Here is a 22,680-nt window from a genome sequence, read left to right on the forward strand (position 1 = left end):
GACGTCTGTCGTGAGAAGAGAGGTGGCCGTCGTGCGGCGTTTATGAGCAGGAGATCGCGCGCGTATTTCGGCAATCAGCAAAACAGCCGGCGGACAATCCCTTGCCCCCGGCGATGCAGCGGATACAGATTACATCCGGCGGCGCGAGCGCCACGCCATCAGCGATCCGGCGGCGGCCAGCAGCAGCGACAGCAACCAGACTCCCCCGTTGCCGATACGGGCATACGGCGTCAGCCCGCTGGTGGGGGTGACCTTAGCCGCCAGCACGCCGGCTTCAAACTGCGGGATGGTCTGCGCAATGTTGCCACTGGCGTCGACCACCGCCGTTACGCCGTTATTGGTGCTGCGCAGCAGCGGGCGGCCCAGCTCCAGTGCGCGCATCTGCGCCATCTGCAGGTGCTGCCACGGGCCGATCGAGTGGCCGAACCAGGCATCGTTCGAGATGGTCAGCAGGAAGTTGGTGTCCGGGCGGAAGTTATCGCGCACCTGCTGACCGAGCACGATCTCGTAACAGATCGCGGCGGTCAGGTTGTAACCGGCCACCTGCAGCTGTGGCTGCACGTAGCTGCCGCGGCTGAACGAGGACATCGGCAGGTCGAAGAACGGCGCCAGCGGGCGCAGCAGCGACTCCAGCGGTACGAACTCGCCAAACGGCACCAGATGGTTCTTCTGGTAACGGTTGCCGCTGAAGTAGTTATACGGCTGCGGGCCACCGAGCACGATAATCGAGTTGTAGTCGTGGTAGCGGTTCGCTTCCAGCCGCGAATCGACGATGCCGGTGATCAGGCTGCTGCCGGCGGCGCGCAGCTGCGCATCCACCGTCTTCAGGAACGGCTGCTGATTGGTCTCCAGATCCGGGATGGCGGATTCCGGCCAGATAATGATTGGTGCTTTGCCCAGGTACGGGCGGCTGAGCGTGGCGTAGGTGTTCAGGGTGGTGACCAGATGGTTCGGGTCCCACTTCAGCGACTGGGCGATATTGCCCTGCACCAGCGCAACCTCCACCGCCCGTTCCGGCAGCGGCGTAAACCAGTTTACCAGCCGCAGCGGCCAGGGCAGCGCCAGCAGCGCCAGCGCGGCGACGGCAGCCGCCGCACGGCGGTGGATCGCGGCGTAAACCGCCAGCCCGGCAATCACCATCAGCAGCAGGGTGATCCCCTCTACGCCGACCAGCGGAGCCAGCCCTTTTAGCGGGCCGTTAATCTGGCTGTAACCAAACTGCAGCCACGGGAAACCGGTCAGGATCCAGCCGCGCAGGAACTCGGTGATTTGCCACAGCACCGGTGCCGCCACGGCCAGGCGCAGCAGCGAGGCGCGCGGCAGCAGGCGGTTGAGCAGTGCGGTAAACAGCATTGGGTAGAGCGACAGGTAAGCGGCCAGCAGCACCACCAGGAAGATATTCACCGGTCCCGGCATGCCGCCAAAAGTGGCGATGCTGACGTAGACCCAGTTAATGCCGCTGCCGAACAGGCCAAAGCCCCAGGCAAAACCGATGGCGCAGGCCTGACGGGTGGTGCGGTGCAGCGTCAGCGCCTGCAGCCCGAGCAGCGAAACCAGCGCCGCGGGCCAGAAATCATAAGGTGAAAAAGAGAGGGTGCCAGCGGCACCCGTTAAAAGCGCCAGCAGCAGGCGAACCCGCTGGCGCTGAAGTAAGGAGGCAATTGCCATACGGTGATTACTCTTCCAGAGTGGGTTGCGGCGAGTTGTCCGGGATCCTGACGTGAATCTGAATGATGCGGCGGCTGTCGGCCATCGCAATTTTAAACTGGTAGCCGTCAATGGTAATGCTTTCACCGCGCGCCGGCAGATGGCCGAAGCCCTGCATCACCAGGCCGCCAATGGTGTCGACCTCTTCATCGCTGAAGTGGGTGCCGAACGCCTCGTTGAAATCTTCGATCGGCGTCAGGGCACGCAGGGTGTAGGCGTGACGGCTAAGCTGACGGATATCACTCTCTTCCTGGTCGTCGTATTCATCTTCAATTTCGCCAACGATCAGTTCAAGAATATCTTCAATGGTCACCACGCCGGAGACGCCGCCAAACTCGTCAATGACGATCGCCATGTGGTAACGCTGTGAGCGGAACTCTTTCAGCATGCGGTCAACGCGCTTGCTTTCAGGCACCACTACGGCCGGGCGGAGCACTTTCTCAATACTGAACGGTTCAGAACTGCTGCTCATAAACGGCAGCAGGTCTTTGGCCATCAGGATGCCTTCAACGTGGTCTTTGTCCTCGCTGATCACCGGGAAGCGGGAGTGGGCGGAGTCGATAATCACCGCCAGGCACTCTTCCAGCGTCTGGTTACGCCGCAGCGTGATCATCTGCGAACGCGGGATCATGATATCGCGTACGCGCTGGCCGGCGATATCCATCACCCCCTCCAGCATGTCGCGGGTATCGGGGTCGATCAGCTCGTTCTGCTCGGAATCGCGAATCAGCTCCAGCAGGTCATCACGGTTTTTCGGTTCGCCGTGGAACAGCTGGTTGAGGATCAGTGAAAAGAAGCCCTTTTTACTGGCGGGACTGTCGTTGTTCTGTGAATGGTCATCGCTCATGGCGTTTTTGAGTTTTTCTCTCTCTTAAGAAATCGGCTGCCCCGGCGGGGCAGGCGGATGGCACAGGCCCGGGTGCGGCAGAGGCCTCGCCCGGGGGAGTAGCGTGCCGCTACTTATTCTTTCTCCGAAATGTACGGATCGGCATAGCCAAGAGCAAGCATTATCTCGGTCTCCAGCGATTCCATCTCTTCGGCTTCGTCATCTTCAATATGATCATAACCCAGCAGGTGCAGGCTGCCGTGGATCACCATGTGCGCCCAGTGGGCCTCCAGCGCTTTTTCCTGATCGGCGGCTTCCTGCTCCACCACCTGACGGCAGATGATCAGGTCGCCCAGCAGCGGCAGCTCAATACCCGGCGGCGCCTCGAACGGGAACGACAGCACGTTGGTCGGCTTATCTTTAGCGCGGTAGGTGTGATTGAGCTCGCGGCTCTCTGCTTCATCGACCAGACGTACGGTGACTTCGCTCTCCGGTTGAAACTGCGGCAGCACCGCCTCCAGCCAGCGTTGAAAATCGGCTTCCGCCGGCAGGCCCTGCTCGCTGGCGCAGGCAATTTGCAGATCAAGAATAACAGAACTCATTTGCTCTCCTGTGAAGCCTGTTGCAGTGCCAGCGCTTCACGTTTACGTTCTTCGGCCTGAGCATCGCGCCGTTTCTGATCGGCGGCTTCCCAGGCTTCATAGGCGACCACAATGCGTGCCACCACCGGGTGGCGCACCACATCTTCACTGTGGAAGAAATTAAAACTCAGTTCAGGCACCCCGGAGAGCACCTCAATCGCGTGGCGCAGACCGGACTTCAGGTTGCGCGGCAGGTCAATCTGGGTGACGTCACCGGTGATCACCGCTTTGGAGTTAAAGCCGATGCGGGTCAGGAACATCTTCATCTGTTCGATGGTGGTGTTCTGGCTCTCATCGAGGATGATAAAGGCGTCGTTCAGCGTGCGGCCGCGCATATAGGCCAGCGGGGCGACTTCGATCACGTTACGTTCGATCAGCTTCTCAACGCGTTCAAAGCCGAGCATCTCAAACAGCGCGTCATACAGCGGGCGCAGGTAAGGATCGACCTTCTGACTGAGGTCGCCGGGCAGAAAGCCGAGCTTTTCACCTGCCTCAACGGCCGGGCGGGTCAGCAGGATGCGGCGGATCTCCTGGCGCTCCAGCGCGTCGACCGCCGCCGCCACCGCCAGGTAGGTTTTACCGGTACCGGCCGGGCCGATGCCGAAGGTGATGTCGTGGTCGAGAATATTGGCCACGTACTGCGCCTGGTTAGGCGTGCGCGGTTTAATCACTCCGCGTTTGGTCTTGATATGGATCGCCTTGCCGAACTCCGGCACGCTGTCGGCGGTCTGTTCCAGCACGCCGCTCTCTTTGATCGCCAGGTGGATTTGCTCCGGGTCGATATCCGGGATATGGCCGCGCACCGGGGCGGTATCCACGTAGAGATCGCGCAGAATATCGACGGCTGCATGCACGCAGAGGGCACGGCCGGTCAGTTTGAAGGCGTTATCACGACGGACAATTTCAATCCCCAGCCGGCGCTCCAGCTGCTTGATATTGTCATCAAAGGGGCCACACAGGCTGAGCAGCCGGGTGTTATCAAACGGTTCTACGCTAATTTCACGTGTTTCAATATTCAAACTAATCCTTTGGGTCACTCAGGGCCGGGTTGAGAAATTGAGGGCAGCTTACCCGCTGCACGCCACTGTCATAGTGAATTATTTATGGCACGGCGCGAAGGTGCAAGCCTCAACCGGGATATTTGGGCAGAGTGTTCAGAAAGCAAGCGCAACCCGATGAAAACTCGCGGCAAACTGCGAGGCTTGCCGCAAAAGGCGGGGCTCAGGGCTGGTGAAGGCCCACGCCGAGCTCGTTTTCCTTACGTGTACGGGCAATCACCGCGGCCGGCGTTTCGCTAAGCCGCAGCCCCATCTGTTCCTCACCGCGCAGGAAGATGCCGCGCAGCGAGTTGGCGTATACGTCGACAATCTCCACGTCGACAAACTTACCGATGTGCTCCGGGCTGCCTTCAAAGTTGACCACGCGGTTATTCTCGGTGCGACCGGAAAGCTCCATCACGTTTTTACGCGAGATGCCCTCGACCAGAATTCGCTGCACGCTGCCGAGCATCCGTCGGTTCCAGGCCAGCACCTGCTGATTGAGGCGGTCCTGCAGGATATACAGGCGCTGCTTCTTCTCGTCGTCAGAGACGTCGTCCGGCAGGTCGGCCGCTGGGGTGCCGGGGCGGGATGAGTAGATAAAGCTGTAGCTGGTATCGAAGTTGATCTCGCCGACCAGCTTCATGGTCTGCTCGAAATCGGCCTGGGTCTCGCCCGGGAAGCCGATAATAAAGTCCGAACTGATCTGAATATCCGGGCGGACCGCCCGCAGTTTGCGGATGATGGCCTTATACTCCAGCGCGGTGTGGGCGCGTTTCATCAGCGTCAGAATGCGGTCCGCGCCGCTCTGCAGCGGCAGGTGCAGGAAGCTGACCAGCTCCGGCGTATCGCCATAGACCGCGATGATATCGTCGCTGAACTCGATCGGGTGGCTGGTGGTGAAGCGAATGCGGTCGATGCCGTCGATCGCCGCCACCAGCCGCAGCAGTTCGGCAAACGAGCAGATGCCGCCGTCGAAGGTGGCACCGCGGTACGCATTTACGTTCTGCCCGAGCAGATTGACTTCACGCACGCCCTGCGCCGCCAGCTGCGCAATTTCAAATAAAACGTCGTCCGACGGGCGGCTGACCTCTTCGCCACGGGTGTAGGGCACCACGCAGAAGGTGCAGTATTTGTTACAGCCTTCCATGATCGACACGAAGGCGCTCGGGCCATCGGCGCGCGGCTCCGGCAGGCGATCAAACTTCTCGATCTCCGGAAAACTGACGTCGACTACCGGGCTGTTGCTGCCGCGTACGCGGTTGATCATCTCCGGCAGGCGGTGCAGCGTTTGCGGGCCAAAGACGATATCCACGCAGCTGGCGCGCTGGCGCAGCTTGTCACCCTCCTGCGAGGCCACGCAGCCGCCGACGCCGATAATCAGGTCGGGGCGCGCTTCTTTCAGCTTGCGCCAGCGGCCAAGCAGCGCAAAAACTTTTTCCTGGGCCTTTTCGCGAATAGAACAGGTGTTAAGCAGCAGCACGTCGGCGTCTTCCGCCTCGTCGGTCAGGGTGTAACCGTGGGTGCTGTTTAACAGGTCAGCCATTTTGGATGAGTCATACTCATTCATCTGACAGCCCCAGGTTTTGATATGCAGTTTTTTTGTCATCGACTTGCCATATGTCATGCAGAAAGAGAGGCCGGGCGCGTAGGATACGTTCACAGCCAGGCAAAACCGCCGTACGGTATGCCGTATGTGAAGGAATTTCCGGTACAATTAAGGGATATCCCCTAAGGTTGGTCAGGATAACAGAATTACCCCTGCAAAGTGTAGAGGTACCGCACGGCGGATGCTCCCGGTTGAAGGAAAAACAATGACAGAGAATAAGCATAAGGTGGACGTTGCCATCGTCGGTGGTGGCATGGTCGGCGCGGCGCTGGCCAGCGGGCTGGCGCAACAGGGCTTTAGCGTGGCGGTGCTGGAACAGCGTGAACCCACCGCGTTTGACGCCGCCAGCAACCCGGACGTGCGCATTTCCGCCATTGGCGCGGCGTCGGTGGCGCTGCTCAGGCAGCTCGGCGTCTGGCCGGACGTGCTGGCCATGCGCACGGTTCCCTACCGTCAGCTGGAGACCTGGGAGTGGCAGAGCGCAAAAGTGGCGTTTGATGCTGCCTCGCTGGGGCTGCCTGAGCTGGGCTATATGGTCGAGAACAGCGTGCTGCAGCGCGCCCTGTGGCAGCGCCTGCAGCAGCAGCCGGTGCAACTGCTGTGCCCGGCGCAGCTGCAGGATCTGCAGCCGGTTAACGGCGGCTGGCGCTTAACGCTGGCGGATGGTGAGGCGCTGGACGCGCGGCTGGTGGTGGGGGCCGACGGGGCCAATTCACAGGTGCGGCAGCTGGCGGGGATTGGCGTGCACGGCTGGAACTATGCTCAGTCCTGCATGCTGATCAGCGTACGCGGCGAGCAGGACGCCGGTGATACCACCTGGCAGCAGTTTACCCCGCAGGGGCCGCGCGCCTTCCTGCCGCTGTTTGACCGCTGGGCGTCGCTGGTGTGGTACGACAGCCCGGCGCGTATCCGCCAGCTGCAGGCGATGCCGCTGGCACAGCTGCAAAAAGAGATTCAGGCGCACTTCCCGCCGCGCCTCGGGCCGGTGGAGGTGGCAGGCCGCGGGGCCTTCCCGCTGGTGCGTCGCCACGCCTCACGCTATGTGCTGCCGGGGCTGGCGCTGGTTGGCGATGCGGCGCATACCATCAACCCGCTGGCCGGGCAGGGGGTTAACCTCGGTTACCGCGACGTGGATGCGCTGACTGGGGTGTTATGTGACTCACGCTCGCGGGCGGAGGACTGGGCGTCCGAAGCGGTGCTGCAGCGTTACCAGCGCAAACGGCGGCTGGACAACCAGCTGATGCAGAGCGGCATGGATCTGTTCTACTTTGCCTTCAGCACCCCGGCCGGGCCGTTAAAGGTGCTGCGCAACCTTGGGCTGCTGGCCGCCGAGAACTCTGGCGTGCTGAAACGTCAGGCGCTGCGTTACGCGCTGGGCCTGTAGCGCCCGGCAGAGGCTTGTGGCGTTCCGCTGCAGGTCGCTACAGGCTCCTGATCGTGCATAAGCCGGCGCAAGCCGGTTTTTTTGTGCTGCAGCGGCAGAGGATCCCCGGCAGGAAGGATTCAGTGGGCAGTGCAGAATGTCGGAACGGTAGCTGGCAGATCTGGGCAGGAGGTGCGGATGAGCCAGAGGCTATACAAACGCCAGACGCAAAAAAGCCCGCGTAAGCGGGCTTCTTTACTGATTGGCTGGGGTGCAGGGATTCGAACCCCGGAATGCTGGTATCAGAAACCAGTGCCTTACCGCTTGGCGACACCCCAATAAATTTGGTGGCTACTACGGGAATCGAACCTGTGACCCCAGCATTATGAGTGCTGTGCTCTAACCAGCTGAGCTAAGTAGCCTTCTTTTTTTGCGTAACCTTCATCGGCGTTGCGGGGCGCATTATGCGGAGTTGGCCCAAAAGCGTCAACACCTTTTTTGCCGTTTTTTGTCATAAACGTGTTGTTTGGCTGGCCTGTAACCAGTCTGGCGATTTAATCGGCGAAAACAGCGGGTATCATAAGCAAACGCAAAAAAAAACGGGCCGTCAGGCCCGTTGGTTAGTACAACATCATCTTGATTAATAAGCTGACTGGTGTACGCCGACGGCGCGGCCAGACGGGTCGTCCATGTTCCTGAACGCTTCATCCCACTCTATCGCTTTCGCCGAAGAACAGGCAACTGACGGGCCGCCAGGCACGCACTCGGCCGCGCTTGGCACCGGGAACAGTTCTTCGAAGATTTCACGGTACAGGTAGCCCTCTTTTGAGGTTGGCGTGTTGTACGCGAAACGGAAGTGGGCGGTCTGCAACTGCTGGTCGCTGACCTGCGCCGCGGCCACTTCTTTCAGGGTATCGATCCAGCTGTAGCCTACGCCGTCAGAGAACTGCTCTTTCTGACGCCAGGCGACGCTGGCCGGCAGGTAGGATTCGAAGCACTCGCGCAGGATGTGTTTTTCCATCTTGCCGTTGCTGCCGCACAGTTTGTCAGCCGGGTTGATGCGCATCGCCACGTCGAGGAACTTCTTGTCCAGGAAGGGTACGCGGGCTTCCACGCCCCAGGCAGACATCGCCTTGTTGGCACGGGCGCAGTCGAACATATGCAGCGCCTGCAGCTTACGCACGTTCTCCTCGTGGAATTCACGGGCGTTCGGCGCTTTATGGAAGTACAGGTAGCCACCGAACACTTCATCGGCACCCTCACCGGACAGCACCATCTTGATGCCCATCGCCTTAATCTTGCGGGACATCAGGTACATCGGCGTTGACGCACGGATGGTGGTCACATCATAGGTTTCGATGTGGTAGATCACATCGCGGATCGCATCGAGGCCTTCCTGCACGGTGAAGTGAATTTCATGGTGCACGGTGCCCAAGTGCTCTGCCACGGCTTTTGCCGCTTTAAGGTCCGGGGAACCTTCCAGGCCCACCGCGAAGGAGTGCAGCTGTGGCCACCAGGCCTCGCTCTTGTCATGGTCTTCCACGCGCTTCGCCGCATACTTTTTAGTGATGGCGGAGATGATCGAAGAGTCGAGACCGCCGGACAGCAGCACGCCGTAAGGCACGTCTGACATCAGGTGGCTTTTTACCGACTCTTCCAGCGCGGCTTTCAGGCCTGCTGCATCGGTGGTGTTGTTCTCTACCGCCGCATAGTCAAACCAGTCACGCTGCCAGTACTGGCGGATTTCGCCGTCGGTGCTGGAAAGGTAGCTGCCCGCCGGGAACTCTTTAATGGTACGGCAAACCGGCACCAGCGCTTTCATTTCAGAGGCGACAAACAGGTTGCCGTGCTCGTCGTTACCGGTGTACAGCGGGATAATACCGATATGGTCGCGGCCAATCAGGTACGTCTGCTTTTCGGTGTCATACAGGATAAAGGCGAACATGCCCTGCAGCTCGTCCAGGAAGTCGACGCCTTTTTCCTGGTACAGCGCCAGGATCACTTCACAGTCAGAGTCGGTCTGGAACTCATAACGATCGCTCAGCTCTGCACGCAGCGCCTGATGGTTGTAGATCTCACCGTTTACCGCCAGGACATGGGTACGGGCTGCGTTGTACAGCGGCTGTGCACCGTTGTTGACGTCGACGATCGACAGACGCTCGTGGGCGAGGATCGCGTGGTCATCGGCGTAGACGCCGGACCAGTCCGGGCCACGGTGGCGCATCAGACGGGAAAGCTCCAGCGCTTTCTTACGCAGTTCAGTGGGGTCAGTTTTCAGATCCAGTACACCAAAAATAGAACACATATACAGCTCCCTAACGACATACCTTGCGGTGGTGATGTTGTAAACATTATTGGTTTGCAGCGACGTGTATCGCCTGATGTATAAGAAAATGCGCTAACAGAGCAGGGGATGCAAGTGATTTAAGGTTTAGCTGGGAAATTGCAGGCTGGTGCGGTGGATTTATTGATGAATTGATATTTTTATAGGGTTTTTATTGTTGATTCACTAATAAATCAATAAAACGGGACAAAAACCGACCACCCGGCGATAAAAAATGCCCGCAAGGGGCGGGCATTCTAAAGGCCATGAGGGGCTAACGCGGGATTAACGCGGTTCCGCCTCCAGCAGGCGCTGCAGCAGAATGCCGTTGAGCATCGCTCGCTTGACCAGCGCAAATGCGCCAATGGCCGAACGGTGGTCGATCTCGGATCGGACGATCGGCAGATTTTTGCGGAAGTCTTTCAGCGCCTGGGTATTGATGCAGCCTTCGATCGCCGGCAGCAGCACCTTCTGCGCTTCGGTTATTTCACCGGCTACCACCACCTTCTGCGGGTTAAAAAGGTTAATGGCGATGGCGATAGCTTTGCCGAGGTGACGGCCGACGTGCTCGATCACTTCGGTGGCCAGCGCGTCACCCTGGCTGGCTGCCCGACAGATCGGCTGGATCTGGCAGTCATCCAGCGTCAGGCTGCTGGGATAGCCCTGGGTCAGGAGGTGGCGCACGCGATTTTCAATCGCGCCGTTAGCGGCGATGGTCTCCAGACAGCCGAAGTTACCGCAGTGACAGCGTTCGCCCAGCGGGTCAACCTGGATATGTCCCAGTTCGCCAACGTTACCGTTGCTGCCGAGAAAAATATGGCCGTTGGCAATAATGCCGGCACCCGTTCCGCGATGCACGCGCACCAGGATGGAGTCGGCGCAATCGCGGGATGCGCCAAAATAGTGCTCTGCCAGCGCCAGGCTGCGAATATCGTGGCCGACAAAGCTGGTGACGTTAAAGCGTTTTTCCAGGCTGGCCACCAGCGGCCACGGGCCGACGTTGATGTGCGGCATATAGCGAATGATGCCGTTGTTCGGGTCGACGAGGCCGGGCAGGGTGACGGAGATGGCGATCAGCTCGCGCAGCTTGCGCTGATGCTGCTCGCAGAAGTCGGCGATGGCGGTAAACAGGGCGTTTTCCAGCGTCTCCTGGGTGCGCTGCGGCAGCGGGTGGTGCGCCTCTGCCAGGCTCTTACCGCTGAGGTCAAACAGGGTCAGGGTGGCGTCGTTACGGCCGAGGCGCACGCCGATGGTGTTAAAGCCGCGCGGTTCGGTGACGATGGAGATGGCGCGGCGACCGCCGGTGGAGGCCTGCTGATCCACCTCTTTAATCAGCCCGCGCTCGATCAGCTGACGGGTGATTTTGGTGACGCTGGCGGGCGCGAGCTGGCTGATTTCGGCAATCTGAATCCGTGAGATTGGCCCCTGCTGATCGATAAGCCGATAGACGGCCGCACTGTTTAATTGTTTAACAAGGTCAACATTTCCTATCTGTGCCAGGCCGCCAGTGCTCATTAACGCTCTACTCGCTATAGACCTCGTGACCATTCACGATGGTACGGGTGATTTTATAATCGCGGGTGAACACGGTCAGGTTGGCCACTTTTCCGGCCTCAATTGAACCCAACTGTGCATCCACCCCCATTGCCCGGGCCGGGTAGAGTGACGCCATACGCAGCGACTCATCCAGTGAGATGCCGACGTGTTCAACGCTGTTCGCCACGGCTTCAATCATAGTTAAGGCCGACCCGCTCAGCGTGCCATTTTCATCCACGCACAACCCGTCGCGATAGTATATTGTTTTACCGGCAAAAATGAACCGATCAATACAGGCACCCGCCGGCGCGGTGGCATCGGTCACCAGCACCAGCTTGTCGCCTTTGATGCGTTTGGCGTTGCGGATGTTGGCATAATTGACGTGCAGGCCGTCGGCAATAATGCCGCACCAGACATCAGGTGAGTCGAACAGCGCGCCGATCAGCCCCGGCTCCCGGCCGGTGGTGGCGGGCATGGCGTTATACAGATGGGTAGCAAAGCTCACCCCGGCGCGAATACCTTCTCGCGCCTCGTCACAGGTGGCGTGCGAGTGCCCGGCGGAGATTACGATGCCGGCGTCACGCAGGCGGCGGATCACTGCCGGTGCCACCTTCTCCGGTGCCAGGGTAATTTTGCTAATCACATCCGCGTTATCGCAGAGGAAATCCACCAGCTGCGGGGAGGGGGCGCGGATCAGCGCCGGATCGTGGGTGCCCTTTTTCAGCGGGTTTAACCACGGCCCCTCAAGATGCAGGCCCAGCGCCTGGCCGTGATTCTGCGCCAGATACGCCCGCATCACTTCAACGGCGCGGATCATCAGCTCATCGCTGCTGGTAATCAGGGTCGGCAGAAAGCTGGTGCAGCCGGATTTTTCATTGGCCCGCTGCATAATGTTCAGTGTTTCAACGCTGATAGCCGCCAGGTCATCATTAAACTGTACGCCACCGCAGCCGTTCAGCTGCAGATCGATGAAACCCGGCGCAATCAGCGCGCCGCCAACGTCACGGGTTTCGACTCCCTCGGGCAGGGCATCCACGGCGCAGACGCGTTCAATCAGGCCGTCAGCGATCACTACCGCGTGGTTGTCGAGAATTTCGTGGCCGGTATAAATGCGGCCGTGGGTTAAAGCGTACATGATGTTCTCCTGGCTTAGCATAATCGACTGCGCCGGGCCGGTAGTGGCCCGGCGCAGTCCGCGCTGTGAGCGGGCGTTACGCCCTGATTCTCACAGGTCGGTAATATTGGCCGCTTCCATTTCGCGGAAATATTTAACCGTTTTGACTTTTAATTCCATGGTGGCGGGTTCATCACACACCACCACGGCCTTAGGATGCAGCTGCAGGCAGCTGATGGTCCACATATGGTTGACGTTACCCTCAACGGCGGCCTGCAGCGCCTGCGCCTTCACATGGCCGGTCACCAGAATCATCACCTCTTCCGCATCCAGTAACGTACCGACGCCAACGGTCAGCGCATATTTCGGCACCTGCTCGACATCGCCGCCGAAGAAGCGTGAGTTGGCGATACGCGTATCCTGGGTCAGCGTTTTGATGCGCGTGCGTGAAGCCAGTGAAGAGGCCGGTTCGTTGAAGGCGATATGTCCGTCGTTGCCGACGCCGCCCATAAACAGGTTGATTTTACCGTAAGCGCGGATTTTCTCCTCATACTGGCGGCATTCTGCGTCAATATCCGCGGCATTGCCATTGAGGAGGTTGATGTTTTCAGTTGAAATATCAACATGATCGAAAAAGTTCCGGTACATAAAGCTGTGGTAACTCTCCGGGTGTTCCTTTGGCAGGCCGACGTATTCGTCCATGTTGAAGGTTACCACATGTTTAAAACTAACCTGGCCCGCTTTGTGCATCTCAATCAGGTGCTTGTAGGCTTCCAGCGGAGTACCGCCGGTCGGCAGGCCCAGGACAAACGGGCGGTCGGCGGTCGGGTTGAAGGCGTTGATCCGGCTAACGATATGGCGCGCCGCCCACTTACCGGTCTGTGATGACGTTGCCAGGGGAATCAGTCTCATGAGGAACCTCGTAATAAGCGTAATTGAAAACAGGGTAAACGAAGCTTTGTCCAGCTTAGCCTAAGCCCGCGCTGCCTGGGAGGGCGGCCGGTAAAAGAGGCATTTTCACGTTTAGATTTTTTTAATCATAAAATAAGTTGGCTTCACTGACCAGATAAAAGCGCTGTTTATGATTATTTTTGGTGATTTTAGTCACAATATAGTGCATATAATTTGCGGAGCGAATTAATTTTTTTTTACACTTCGTCATACGGTGTTTGATGTCATAATGACGACGAATAGCCAATAAAAAACGGTACATCTGACGCCTGAACGGCTCATCAAGGGGGTAGCAGGGTGAATATTTTAGGGTTCTTTCAACGCTTAGGGCGCTCATTGCAGCTACCAATAGCCGTACTGCCGGTCGCGGCGCTGATGCTGCGCTTCGGTCAGCCCGACTTGCTTAACATGGCGTTTATTGCCCAGGCGGGCGGGGCGATTTTTGATAACCTCGCGCTGATCTTCGCAATCGGGGTGGCGTCGACCTGGTCGAAAGACAACGCCGGTGCCGCGGCACTCGCCGGTGCGGTGGGCTACTTTATTCTGACCAAGGCGATGGTAACCATTAACCCGGCAATCAACATGGGCGTGCTGGCGGGGATCATCACCGGTCTGATCGCCGGTATGACCTACAACCGCTGGTCGGATATCAAGCTGCCTGACTTCCTGAGCTTCTTCGGCGGCAAGCGCTTTGTACCGATTGCCACCGGCTTCTTCTGTCTGGTGCTCTCTGCGGTGTTTGGTTACGTCTGGCCTCCGGTGCAGAACGCCATTCACGCCGGTGGTGAGTGGATTGTGGCGGAAGGCGCGCTGGGCGCCGGTATCTTCGGTTTCGTTAACCGTCTGCTGATCCCAACCGGCCTGCATCAGGTGCTGAACACCATTGCCTGGTTCCAGATCGGTGAGTTCACCAACGCCGCCGGCACCGTGTTCCACGGCGACATCAACCGCTTCTACGCCGGTGATGGCACGGCGGGGATGTTTATGGCGGGCTTCTTCCCGATCATGATGTTTGGTCTGCCGGGTGCGGCGCTTGCCATGTACCTGGCCGCGCCGAAAGCGCGCCGTCCGATGGTCGGCGGCATGCTGATCTCCGTGGCGGTGACCGCGTTCCTGACCGGCGTTACTGAACCGCTGGAATTCCTGTTTATGTTCCTGGCTCCGGTGCTCTATCTGATCCACGCGCTGTTAACCGGGATCAGCCTGTTTGTGGCGACGCTGCTGGGCGTGCATGCCGGCTTCTCTTTCTCCGCAGGCGCCATTGACTATGTGCTGATGTACAAACTGCCTGCGGCCAGCCACAACGTCTGGGTGCTGCTGGTGATGGGCGCGATCGCTTTTGTGGTTTACTTCGTGCTGTTCAGCGCGGTCATTCGCCTGTTTAACCTGAAAACGCCGGGCCGTGAAGATCAGACAGATACTGTCGCTCCTGAAGCCAACAGCAATACCGAAGAGGGGCTGGATCAGCTTTCCCGTCAGTACATTGTGGCGGTCGGCGGTTCCGATAACCTGAACGTGATTGATGCCTGTATTACCCGCCTGCGCCTGTCGGTGAAAGATTCAGCCCGCGTGGATGATGCGGCCTGTAAGCGTCTGGGCGCCTCAGGGATTGTGAAACTGAACAAACAGACCATTCAGGTGATCGTCGGCGCGAAAGCCGAATCGCTTGCCGAAGGGATGAAAAAACTGATCGCTAAGGGCCCGATCGCGGCGGCCAGCGCAGCGTCAGCGACAACAGCCCCTGTCGCCCCGGCGGCTCCGCTGCAGGCGGTGCCGAACCCGGCCAAAGGCGTTATCGCCACGCTGGTGGCCCCGGTCAGCGGTAGCGTGGTGGCTATCGAGCAGGTGCCGGACGAAGCCTTTGCCAGCAAAGCGGTGGGCGAAGGTCTGGCGATCAAACCGACCAGTAGCACCGTGGTCGCCCCAGCTAACGGCACGCTGGTCAAAATCTTCAATACCAACCACGCTTTCTGCCTGGAAACCGAAAACGGAGCCGAGATCGTCGTGCACATGGGGCTGGATACCGTGGCGCTGGAAGGCAAAGGCTTCACCCGCCTGGCGGAAGAGGGCAGCGTGGTGACGGCCGGTCAGCCGGTACTGGAGATGGACCTGGCCTGGCTCGAGGCCAACGCCCGCTCGATGGTAAGCCCGGTGGTGGTCAGCAATAGTGAAGAGTACAGTGCGGTAACGCTGCTGGCCGGTGACAGCGTGGTGGCAGGCGAGACCCGCATCCTCGAGATCCGCGGCTAACCATAACGATTATCAGTGCGCAGGGCGGGAGCGATCCCGCCCTTTTTTATCTACGTTTTTAGCCCGGCAATCCGCCCGTCTGCAGGCCTTTTCCACCGCTACGCCTCATTTTTACCCGCTTTACGCTGCTGTGCCCCTTTTTTATCCGTTTCCCGCAACTAACGGTTGTTTCAGCCGCTCGCTTTGTGGATCATACTCCGTTAATTCATAGTGGATTTATGCTAAGCATTAACTGAGGAAATTGAGATGAGTGAGGCTGAAGCCCGCCCAACTAACTTTATTCGTCAGATCATCGACGAAGATCTGGCGACCGGCAAGCACCACAGCGTGCAGACCCGCTTTCCGCCTGAGCCAAACGGCTACCTGCACATCGGTCACGCCAAGTCGATCTGCCTGAATTTTGGTATCGCACAAGATTACCAGGGGCAGTGCAACCTGCGTTTCGACGATACCAACCCGGTGAAAGAAGATCTGGAGTTTGTTGAGTCGATCAAACGTGACGTGCAATGGCTGGGCTTTGCGTGGAGCGGTGAGGTGCGTTACTCATCTGACTATTTTGAACAGCTGCATAACTACGCCGTTGAACTGATTAATAAAGGCCTCGCCTACGTGGATGAGCTCACGCCTGAGCAGATCCGCGAATACCGTGGCAGCCTGACCGCACCGGGTAAAAACAGCCCGTACCGCGATCGCAGCGTGGAAGAGAACCTGGCGCTGTTTGCGAAGATGCGCAGCGGTGGTTTCGCCGAAGGTACCGCCTGCCTGCGTGCCAAAATTGATATGGCCTCCAGCTTTATCGTGCTGCGCGACCCGGTGCTGTACCGCATCAAGTTTGCCGAACATCACCAGACGGGCAACACCTGGTGCATCTACCCGATGTACGACTTCACCCACTGCATCTCCGATGCGCTGGAGGGCATTACCCACTCGCTCTGTACGCTGGAGTTCCAGGACAACCGCCGCCTGTATGACTGGGTGCTGGACAACATCACCATTCCGGTGCATCCGCGTCAGTACGAGTTCTCACGCCTGAACCTCGAATACGCCATCATGTCCAAGCGCAAGCTGAGCCTGCTGGTGAGCGAGAAGGTGGTGGAAGGCTGGGATGACCCGCGTATGCTGACCGTTTCCGGTCTGCGCCGCCGCGGCTATAGCGCCGAGTCGATCCGCGAGTTCTGCCGCCGCATCGGCGTGACCAAACAGGACAATATCGTCGAGATGGCCGCGCTGGAGTCCTGCATCCGCGACGACCTGAACGAAAACGCTCCGCGCGCGATGGCGGTGCTGGATCCGGTTAAGGTGGTCATTGAGAACCTGCCTGCGCATCACGATGAAACTATCGTCATGCCAAACCATCCTAACAAGCCGGAGATGGGCACGCGTGACGTGCCGTTCAGCCGCGAGATCTGGATCGACCGTGCCGACTTCCGCGAAGAGGCGAATAAGCAGTACAAGCGTCTGGTGCTGGGGAAAGAGGTGCGTCTGCGCAACGCCTACGTGATCCGTGCGGAGCGCGTGGCGAAAGACGAAGACGGCAATATCACCTGCCTGTTCTGCACCTGTGATGTGGACACCCTGAGCAAAGATCCTGCCGATGGCCGTAAGGTTAAAGGCGTGATCCACTGGGTGTCTGCGGTGCATGCGCTGCCGGCAGAATTCCGTCTGTACGATCGCCTGTTCAGCGTGCCTAACCCGGCCGCCGCCGACGACTTCCTGACCACTATCAATCCGGACTCGCTGATTATCCGTAACGGCTTTGTCGAACCGGGGCTGCAGCAGGCAGAGGCATCCGCGCCATATCAGTTCGAGCGTGAAGGCTACTTCTGCGCCGACAGCGTTTACTCCAGCGCCAGCCAGCTGGTGTTTAACCGCACCGTTGGCCTGCGTGATACCTGGGCGAAAAGCGGCGAATAACGTCACTTTTACGCGGTAATGATAAAAGGAGCGAGCAATCGCTCCTTTTTTTTGCTTAGCGATCGCAGCCGTCAGAATAGCCTGACTGTCTGACTGTCTGACTGTCTGACTGTCTGACTGTCTGCCACCTGTCACCTGCCACCTCGATTTTCCACCTGCTCTCCGCCGCAGTGGTACGTCCGTCTGTCTCTTTACGTTTCTGTAAATAAGAGTTTCCGATCGGAAGCTCTGCCATTTGCAGCTTAGTGGGTTAGTGTACTAGTTCGTGAGTATTTAACTCTGTAGACTGTGCCGCTTTAGCGTCGTTGCGCCAGATGTTGTCAGGCCTTTCGACGGCGCGGATTGTTTATCAGGGAGTTGTTATGGTTTCACCCGTTTCTGCCACACCGCTGCCCGCCACGCTGTGGGGCACGCTGATCATCAGCGGCACCATTATCGGTGCCGGGATGTTCTCACTGCCGGTGGTGATGGCCGGTGCCTGGTTTAGCTGGTCGACCGCGCTGCTGCTGGTGAGCTGGCTGTGTATGCTGCTCTCCGGGCTGCTGTTTCTGGAGGCCAGCCAGCACTATCCTGCCGGGGCCAGTTTTGACACCATCACCCGCGATTTACTCGGCAGGGGCTGGAACCAGATTAACGGCCTGTCGGTGGCCTTTGTGCTGGGCATTCTCACCTACGCCTATATCTCCGCCAGCGGAGCGATTATTCAGCGCACGCTGGGGTTACTGGATATCCCGCTCTCCGCGCGCAGCGCCGGGCTGCTGTTTACCCTGCTGGTGGCGCTGTTTATCTGGCTCGGCACCGGCGTGGTCAGCCGCATGACGCTGATTGTTCTCGGGGCTAAGCTAATCACCTTCCTGACCATTTTTGGCGGCCTGCTGTGGCACGTACAGCCCGCCACCCTGCTGGACAGCGCGAATGAAGGCGGCCACTATCTGCCTTACCTGTGGATGGTGGTGCCGTTTTGCCTCGCCTCCTTTGGCTATCATGGCAACATTGCCGGGCTGAACCGCTACTACGGCCACCATGCTCAGCGCGTCGGCCGCTGCCTGATTTACGGCACGCTGCTGGCGCTGGCGATCTACTTTATCTGGATCCTCGGCACCATGGGGAACATTCCCCGCCAGGATTTCCGTGCGATAGCCGCGCAGGGCGGCAATATTGATGTGCTGGTCGCGGCGCTGTCCGGCGTGCTGCACAGTCCTTACCTCAACCTGCTGCTGAATATCTTCTCCAACTTCGCGGTCGCCAGTTCGTTTCTCGGCGTCAGCCTCGGCTTTTTTGACTACCTGGCCGATCGGTTTAACATCGATGGCACGCACGGCGGGCGGCTGAAAACCGCACTGCTGACCTTCAGCCTGCCGCTGGCGGCGGCGATGCTGTGGCCGGACGGTTTCCTGGTGGCGATCGGCTACGCCGGTCTGGCCGCCACCATCTGGGCGGTCATCACTCCGGCCCTGCTGGCCTGGAAGGCGCGGCAGCGCTTTGCCCCGCCTGCCTGGCGGGTAAGGGGCGGAGCCATTCCGCTGGCGCTGGTGCTGGCTTTCGGCGCGCTTAACGTGGTGGTCTCGCTGCTCTCTTACGGCAACTGGCTGCCGGTGTGGAGCGGCTAACACCCGCTCATCTGCGGGGATGATGCATGTGGCGGCATTGAGCAGCGCCAATCGGCGCTGCTCCACGGTACGTAACCGGTGGTGGTGTTTCATCAGGGTGTCGGCAACGGGAATAGCTGGCAGCTGTGGCAGCCGCAGCATCCGCCGGCGGTGAGCGGCAGCGTGCAGATCCGTAGCGTCAGCGGAAAGCGGTTCAGCCAGGTTGAGAGTCTGTAATCGGAGATGTGCAGTAGGGGAAGAGAACCGGTGGCAGGCCACCGGTTTTACAACAGGGGGGACTACTTGTCGTGCAGAGTTTCGTCTTCGCGGCAGTCGCCGAGAGCGCAATGGCCGTACAGGTACAGGCTATGGTTGCTCAGTTTGATACCGTGACGCGTGGCGATATCACGCTGACGGGTTTCAATCGATTCATCACTAAACTCAATCACTTTGCCGCAGTCCAGGCAGATCAGGTGGTCATGATGCTGCTGCTGGGTCAGTTCGAAGACAGATTTACCGCCCTCGAAATTATGACGGGTCACGATGCCCGCATCGTCGAACTGGTTAAGTACGCGATATACGGTCGCCAGACCAATCTCTTCGCCCATATCAATCAGGCGCTTATACAAGTCTTCCGCACTGACGTGATGGCCCTCAGGTTCCTGAAGCACTTCCAGAATTTTCAGTCGTGGAAGCGTGACTTTCAGGCCGGCCTTCTTTAATGCGGTGTTGTTGTCAGTCATGCGGATATTGTCCTGTTACTTAGCTGGTCACTTAGAGGCTGAAAGCCCTGAACATCGGTTGACGCTAAAGTTAGATGCGTCCCAGTATAGAACTGATACTTTAAAATGAAAACCGTCAGGGGGAAGTAAGCCACTACCGGATGTAAGGGATTGTACCATGACATCCGGTGTAGCCCGAACCCAAAATTAATTCGTTAACATTTCGGCCTTCCTCTGCCTGAGGCGCTGATTGCGACAATCGTCACAGCAAGGCGGCAGGGGGAGGAGAAAGCAGGTAACCGATGGGGTTATTGTACAGTTTTGGTGGTTAAAATTTCAAATATCTATCGATTACTTCTATAGGAAAAACCACTGGCCGGGTGTGAGGCAGCCCTCACTCCGGCCGACTGGCTTAAGCTTCGATGATCTCTTTTAACTGAAGTTCATCAAAAATTTGTTTTACCCACTTCTCAACGCGATCGTTGGTCAGCTCAGGCTGGCGATCTTCATCAATGGCGAGGCCGAGGAAGTGGTTATCATCGGCGAGACCTTTAGAGGCTTCAAAATGGTAGCCTTCGGTTGGCCAGAAGCCAACCAGCACCGCGCCGTTTGGCTCGATAATGTCGCGCAGGGTACCCATCGCGTCGCAGAAGTACTCTGAGTAGTCTTCCTGATCGCCACAGCCAAACAGGGCAACAAGTTTACCATTGAAATCAACCTCTTCCAGCGTCGGGAAGAAGTCGTCCCAGTCACACTGGGCTTCACCATAATACCAGGTTGGAATGCCCAGCAGCAGAATATCGAAGGCTTCCAGGTCTTCTTTGCTGCTTTTGGCAATATCACGAACCTCTGCAACGTCTTTACCCAGTTGCTTCTGGATCATCTTTGCAATGTTTTCCGTATTGCCCGTATCGCTGCCAAAGAAAATGCCTACGATTGCCATGAGTTTGATAACCTCTTGAATCTTAATGGTATGGTGACTGCAAAATGGTTTGCATATAGCGCTAATAATAGCAGACTGCACTCAACGGATAAATGCGAAATGCCGCTGGTTTTGTCGCTTTGTGCGTAGCACTGCGGCCAGCGGCTCAGGATGGCAGGTGCTGTAACTGAGCCAGCAGCATCTCTTCAATCAGCTCGCTGCGGCTCATATTGCGCGCTTCCGCCAGCTGATTCAGCGCGTCAACCGCCTCGCTGTTCATTTTCAACTCAACGCGCTTAAGTCCGCGAACCTTGTCGCGCTTGAGCTGGTTGCGTTTGTTGATCCGCAGTTGCTCATCACGCGTAAGCGGATTGGTTTTCGGTCGTCCCGGGCGACGTTCGTCTGCAAACAGATCGATCGTGGTGCGGTCCGTGTTTTCTTTTGCCATAGGTCGGTGATTACTGAAAAGGCTGGGTTCTGATGAATTGGGCCGTCATGCCGCCTGAAAAACCATCAGCGGCAAAATTTTTGCGCGCCATCATACCCCACGCAAACTCATGACGACAATGATTTAACAACCCGGCTGAAGCATTTGTTTTTACAGCGCAAAAAAACGACGAATTGTGCGTAAAACCGCATCAGGCTTCTCGGCATGCACCCAGTGACCGGCCCCGGCCACCACGTGTGCCCGCGCCTGCGGGAACTGCGCCAGGATGGCTCCCCGGTAGTCATCACGGATATACGGCGACAGCTCACCGCGAATAAACAGTGCCGGATGGGGCCACGCTGGCTGCGGCTGCCAGCCGATAATTTGCCCGTAGCAGGCTTCGATCGCCGGCACGTTAAAACGCCACTCACCGTTGTGAAACGATTTTAGCAGGAACTGAATCACGCCCTCTTCCGCCAGCCGTTCCCGCATCAGGGTAGCCGCTTCCATGCGCGAGGTGATGCCAGCGGCAGTCACCGCCTTTAGCGCGGCAATGATCTCGTCGTGGTGGCGGGTCGGGTAAGCCACCGGCGCGATATCGATCACCACAATTTCTGCGACCCGCTCAGGTGCCAGTGCGGTCAGCGCCATGGTGATTTTTCCGCCCATCGAGTGGCCAATGGCGCTGAAACGGTCGATGCCCAGATCGTCCAGCGAATCAAGAACATCCTGCGCCATCTGCCGATAGTCCATCTCGCTGGCGCGCGGCGACAGGCCGTGGTTGCGTACGTCAAACTGAACGATCTGGCGGTGGCTCTTCAGCTCACGTGCCAGGATCCCGAGATTATCCAGACTGCCAAACAGGCCGTGGATCAGCACCAGCGGGCAGTCACCGCTGGCGGATTGTTCAGATTGCAGGCGGACATTCAAATTCATGGCAAAGTTCTTACAGGTGGACGGAAGGCTTAGGGTATCATGGATCCCACAATTTCTGTCGCGTGCGGCACAGACTGCAAAGAGCATTTTTTGCGGTAAAGTCTGAGTTTTACCGCGAAGTGGCGTTGTGGCTACACCCTGGCAGAATTTAACTTTATAATCCTGATGTTAGAACGGCAAAAAATGGGCATTCCCGCCACCGCGCTGGCAATAGCCGCTACATTGATTGTGTTCTGATACAAGCCATTACCGTACTGGATAAAGATGAAAACGATCGAAGTCGACGAAGAGCTGTACCGCTATATCGCCAGCCACACTCAGCATATTGGTGAAAGCGCATCGGACATTTTACGCCGCATGCTGAAGTTTACCGCCGGTCAGAGCGCCCCTGCGGCGGCTGCCCCGGCACAGATTTCAGCCGTCGCTACTCAGCCTGCTGTCGCTGTCGCTGAGGCACGGCCACAGGATCGCGTGCGCGCGGTGCGTGAACTGCTGCTGTCCGATGAGTACGCCGAGCAGAAGAAAGCGGTAAACCGTTTTATGCTGATTCTGTCGACGTTATACGGTCTGGATGCTCAGGCATTCGGCGCAGCAACGGAGTCGCTGCACGGCCGCACGCGCGTCTATTTCGCCGGCAATCAGCAAACCCTGGTTCAGAACGGCACCCATACCAAGCCGCAGCACATTCCCGGCACGCCGTACTGGGTGATCACCAATACCAATACCGAGCGCAAACGCAGCATGGTGGAACACATCATGCAGTCCATGCAGTTCCCTGCGGAACTGACCGACAAAGTTTGCGGAACCCTCTAA

The 22,680-nt window shown here is 58.3% G+C and carries 18 protein-coding genes and 2 tRNA genes; 5 read left to right on the forward strand and 15 right to left on the reverse strand.

Features of this window, described 5'->3' with window-relative positions:
• Positions 1-129 precede the first annotated feature (129 nt).
• The 5 genes from lnt to miaB form a co-directional block, all read right to left on the reverse strand.
• Entirely contained in the window at positions 130-1,668 is a 1,539-nt protein-coding gene (lnt, locus tag NV64_RS14565) for an apolipoprotein N-acyltransferase (RefSeq protein WP_056239971.1), read from the reverse strand.
• A 7-nt stretch (positions 1,669-1,675) separates the two neighbouring features.
• A complete protein-coding gene (gene corC, locus NV64_RS14570; RefSeq protein WP_056239969.1) occupies positions 1,676-2,554 on the reverse strand; it encodes a CNNM family magnesium/cobalt transport protein CorC in 879 nt (292 codons plus the stop codon).
• Positions 2,555-2,667: 113 nt separating this feature from the next.
• Positions 2,668-3,135 carry an rRNA maturation RNase YbeY gene (gene ybeY / locus NV64_RS14575; RefSeq protein ID WP_056239967.1) on the reverse strand — a complete coding sequence of 156 codons (468 nt, stop codon included), beginning with the start codon at positions 3,133-3,135 and terminating at the stop codon, positions 2,668-2,670.
• Positions 3,132-4,193, reverse strand: a complete 1,062-nt coding sequence (locus tag NV64_RS14580; RefSeq protein WP_056239962.1) for a PhoH family protein — start codon at positions 4,191-4,193, stop codon at positions 3,132-3,134. Before NV64_RS14580 ends, ybeY begins: the two co-directional genes overlap by 4 nt.
• Positions 4,194-4,395: 202 nt before the next feature.
• Positions 4,396-5,820, reverse strand: coding sequence for a tRNA (N6-isopentenyl adenosine(37)-C2)-methylthiotransferase MiaB (miaB, locus tag NV64_RS14585; RefSeq protein ID WP_056239960.1), 1,425 nt, complete (start codon positions 5,818-5,820; stop codon positions 4,396-4,398).
• A 205-nt stretch (positions 5,821-6,025) separates the two neighbouring features.
• On the opposite strand from miaB, the gene ubiF reads away from it, so the two are divergent.
• The gene (gene ubiF / locus NV64_RS14590) at positions 6,026-7,204 is read left to right on the forward strand and encodes a 3-demethoxyubiquinol 3-hydroxylase (protein WP_056239957.1); all 1,179 of its coding nucleotides are present in this window, start codon (positions 6,026-6,028) and stop codon (positions 7,202-7,204) included.
• A 242-nt stretch (positions 7,205-7,446) separates the two neighbouring features.
• Here ubiF and NV64_RS14595 read toward each other — a convergent pair.
• The 6 genes from NV64_RS14595 to nagB form a co-directional block, all read right to left on the reverse strand.
• Positions 7,447-7,521: transfer RNA gene (locus NV64_RS14595), tRNA-Gln, on the reverse strand.
• 7 nt (positions 7,522-7,528) lie between these two features.
• A tRNA-Met gene (locus tag NV64_RS14600) sits at positions 7,529-7,605 on the reverse strand.
• Positions 7,606-7,823: 218 nt separating this feature from the next.
• Entirely contained in the window at positions 7,824-9,488 is a 1,665-nt protein-coding gene (asnB, locus tag NV64_RS14605) for an asparagine synthase B (RefSeq protein ID WP_056239954.1), read from the reverse strand.
• A 303-nt stretch (positions 9,489-9,791) separates the two neighbouring features.
• Positions 9,792-11,021 carry an N-acetylglucosamine repressor gene (locus NV64_RS14610; RefSeq protein ID WP_056239951.1) on the reverse strand — a complete coding sequence of 410 codons (1,230 nt, stop codon included), beginning with the start codon at positions 11,019-11,021 and terminating at the stop codon, positions 9,792-9,794.
• A gap of 7 nt (positions 11,022-11,028) precedes the next feature.
• The gene (nagA, locus tag NV64_RS14615) at positions 11,029-12,177 is read right to left on the reverse strand and encodes an N-acetylglucosamine-6-phosphate deacetylase (RefSeq protein ID WP_056239947.1); all 1,149 of its coding nucleotides are present in this window, start codon (positions 12,175-12,177) and stop codon (positions 11,029-11,031) included.
• Positions 12,178-12,267: 90 nt separating this feature from the next.
• Entirely contained in the window at positions 12,268-13,068 is an 801-nt protein-coding gene (nagB, locus tag NV64_RS14620) for a glucosamine-6-phosphate deaminase (RefSeq protein ID WP_056239944.1), read from the reverse strand.
• A 336-nt stretch (positions 13,069-13,404) separates the two neighbouring features.
• On the opposite strand from nagB, the gene nagE reads away from it, so the two are divergent.
• The 3 genes from nagE (at position 13,405) to mtr (ending at position 18,881) form a co-directional block, all read left to right on the forward strand.
• On the forward strand, positions 13,405-15,357 hold the full coding sequence (gene nagE, locus NV64_RS14630; RefSeq protein WP_056239939.1) for a PTS N-acetyl glucosamine transporter subunit IIABC: 1,953 nt from the start codon (positions 13,405-13,407) through the stop codon (positions 15,355-15,357).
• A gap of 246 nt (positions 15,358-15,603) precedes the next feature.
• The gene (gene glnS, locus NV64_RS14635) at positions 15,604-17,271 is read left to right on the forward strand and encodes a glutamine--tRNA ligase (protein WP_056239936.1); all 1,668 of its coding nucleotides are present in this window, start codon (positions 15,604-15,606) and stop codon (positions 17,269-17,271) included.
• A 362-nt stretch (positions 17,272-17,633) separates the two neighbouring features.
• Positions 17,634-18,881 carry a tryptophan permease gene (gene mtr, locus NV64_RS14640; protein WP_101506191.1) on the forward strand — a complete coding sequence of 416 codons (1,248 nt, stop codon included), beginning with the start codon at positions 17,634-17,636 and terminating at the stop codon, positions 18,879-18,881.
• Positions 18,882-19,159: 278 nt separating this feature from the next.
• Here the strand turns inward: mtr and fur are convergent, their stop codons facing one another.
• From fur to ybfF, 4 genes are all read right to left on the reverse strand, one after another.
• A complete protein-coding gene (fur, locus tag NV64_RS14645; RefSeq protein ID WP_056239931.1) occupies positions 19,160-19,603 on the reverse strand; it encodes a ferric iron uptake transcriptional regulator in 444 nt (147 codons plus the stop codon).
• A gap of 391 nt (positions 19,604-19,994) precedes the next feature.
• Positions 19,995-20,525 carry a flavodoxin FldA gene (gene fldA / locus NV64_RS14650; RefSeq protein ID WP_056239928.1) on the reverse strand — a complete coding sequence of 177 codons (531 nt, stop codon included), beginning with the start codon at positions 20,523-20,525 and terminating at the stop codon, positions 19,995-19,997.
• Positions 20,526-20,670: 145 nt separating this feature from the next.
• Positions 20,671-20,952 (reverse strand): LexA regulated protein, encoded by a 282-nt coding sequence (gene ybfE, locus NV64_RS14655; protein WP_056239927.1) that lies wholly within the window; start codon positions 20,950-20,952, stop codon positions 20,671-20,673.
• Positions 20,953-21,102: 150 nt separating this feature from the next.
• Positions 21,103-21,867 carry an esterase gene (gene ybfF / locus NV64_RS14660; protein WP_056239923.1) on the reverse strand — a complete coding sequence of 255 codons (765 nt, stop codon included), beginning with the start codon at positions 21,865-21,867 and terminating at the stop codon, positions 21,103-21,105.
• Between the two features lie 264 nt (positions 21,868-22,131).
• On the opposite strand from ybfF, the gene seqA reads away from it, so the two are divergent.
• Positions 22,132-22,680 carry a replication initiation negative regulator SeqA gene (gene seqA / locus NV64_RS14665; RefSeq protein WP_101506192.1) on the forward strand — a complete coding sequence of 183 codons (549 nt, stop codon included), beginning with the start codon at positions 22,132-22,134 and terminating at the stop codon, positions 22,678-22,680.

The organism is Erwinia sp. B116 (assembly GCF_002865965.1).
GTDB lineage: Bacteria > Pseudomonadota > Gammaproteobacteria > Enterobacterales > Enterobacteriaceae > Erwinia.

Excerpts from the sequence above, each read along its gene's own strand:
- NV64_RS14610 (WP_056239951.1), bottom strand. The coding sequence starts at position 11,021 with ATGAGCACTGGCGGCCTGGCACAGATAGGAAATGTTGACCTTGTTAAA.
- seqA (WP_101506192.1), top strand. The coding sequence starts at position 22,132 with ATGAAAACGATCGAAGTCGACGAAGAGCTGTACCGCTATATCGCCAGC.
- lnt (WP_056239971.1), bottom strand. The coding sequence starts at position 1,668 with ATGGCAATTGCCTCCTTACTTCAGCGCCAGCGGGTTCGCCTGCTGCTG.
- nagA (WP_056239947.1), bottom strand. The coding sequence starts at position 12,177 with ATGTACGCTTTAACCCACGGCCGCATTTATACCGGCCACGAAATTCTC.
- ubiF (WP_056239957.1), top strand. The coding sequence starts at position 6,026 with ATGACAGAGAATAAGCATAAGGTGGACGTTGCCATCGTCGGTGGTGGC.
- corC (WP_056239969.1), bottom strand. The coding sequence starts at position 2,554 with ATGAGCGATGACCATTCACAGAACAACGACAGTCCCGCCAGTAAAAAG.
- ybfE (WP_056239927.1), bottom strand. The coding sequence starts at position 20,952 with ATGGCAAAAGAAAACACGGACCGCACCACGATCGATCTGTTTGCAGAC.
- ybfF (WP_056239923.1), bottom strand. The coding sequence starts at position 21,867 with ATGAATTTGAATGTCCGCCTGCAATCTGAACAATCCGCCAGCGGTGAC.
- glnS (WP_056239936.1), top strand. The coding sequence starts at position 15,604 with ATGAGTGAGGCTGAAGCCCGCCCAACTAACTTTATTCGTCAGATCATC.
- miaB (WP_056239960.1), bottom strand. The coding sequence starts at position 5,820 with ATGACAAAAAAACTGCATATCAAAACCTGGGGCTGTCAGATGAATGAG.
- fldA (WP_056239928.1), bottom strand. The coding sequence starts at position 20,525 with ATGGCAATCGTAGGCATTTTCTTTGGCAGCGATACGGGCAATACGGAA.
- nagB (WP_056239944.1), bottom strand. The coding sequence starts at position 13,068 with ATGAGACTGATTCCCCTGGCAACGTCATCACAGACCGGTAAGTGGGCG.
- asnB (WP_056239954.1), bottom strand. The coding sequence starts at position 9,488 with ATGTGTTCTATTTTTGGTGTACTGGATCTGAAAACTGACCCCACTGAA.
- ybeY (WP_056239967.1), bottom strand. The coding sequence starts at position 3,135 with ATGAGTTCTGTTATTCTTGATCTGCAAATTGCCTGCGCCAGCGAGCAG.
- mtr (WP_101506191.1), top strand. The coding sequence starts at position 17,634 with ATGGTTTCACCCGTTTCTGCCACACCGCTGCCCGCCACGCTGTGGGGC.
- fur (WP_056239931.1), bottom strand. The coding sequence starts at position 19,603 with ATGACTGACAACAACACCGCATTAAAGAAGGCCGGCCTGAAAGTCACG.